We start from the raw sequence: 954 nt of genomic DNA on the forward strand, positions 1-954 counted from the left end.
CTAGCGAAACAAGATTCCGACCTGACCAACTGGTTTGAAGGGGCGTTTTTGCATGTGTTCTTAATGGCGTTGTTCACCCAAACCAACTACTGGTTAACGGGACAATACGGCTATTTGGGGCACATCGATTTCACAAGTGCCGTGGTCTTTGCCAACCAAGCTCTGGTTATGGGCTTGGTTTACAGTTATCGCAGCCAATTTGCTCAGCAGCTCACCCTTGTTTATCAAGCCTACAGCTACTTATTGTGGGGCGTATTCGCGCTATTGACGGTATGGCTGAACAGCGTTGAATCGCCACTCATCACCAACAACGTATCGGCACAAGCCATGCCAGTGTTCAACATGCTGAGTTTAGGTTGGCTTCTGCCAGCGTGCATTCTCATTGCTGCGGTCGTTAGACGCTGGAATACGCTGCGTGTACACCGATTAGCGGTCGCATGTCTTGGCTTTGCATTAGCGGCCATTTGGCTAGGGATGTCGATTCGACAGTTCTGGCAAACCACGTCAATGACGCTGTTTCAACCGACCAGTATGGCGGAGTTGTTTAGCTACTCAGTGGCAGGATTAATGGTTGGTGGCGCTTTAACTTGGCGTGGCGTCACTCACAAGGCGATGATGATGCAACGCATCGGCTTAATTATATTGGCCTTTGTGGCGTTGAAAGTCTTCTTGTGGGATGTAAGCTCTTTGGACGGGTTCTGGCGCGCCATCAGCTTCTTAGGCTTGGGGGCATCACTTATTGCTTTGGGATGGCTATTTCAAAAACTGCATCGCTCAGTCACTCAGACCTCTGAGCCATAATCGACGTTCTTCAACACAAAAAGATAAGCGGAAAAGAGAGATTCCCGACAATGCATTTTCGCCGTTATTGGGGGGCAGCAAAAATGTAAAGCCGGGAATCATTGGAGTGTTCTTTGAAACGGCGTTATTTCAACAATGCAACCACCGTATGAC

At 48.8% G+C, this 954-nt stretch carries 1 protein-coding gene; it reads left to right on the plus strand.

The genetic code is table 11. From position 1 onward, the window contains the following. A partial coding sequence (locus R7P74_RS25220) for a DUF2339 domain-containing protein (RefSeq protein ID WP_318123378.1) occupies window positions 1–801 on the plus strand: 801 nt, incomplete at its 5' end. Window positions 802–954: the final 153 nt, after the last annotated feature.

The organism is Vibrio sp. 2033, from assembly GCF_033339735.1.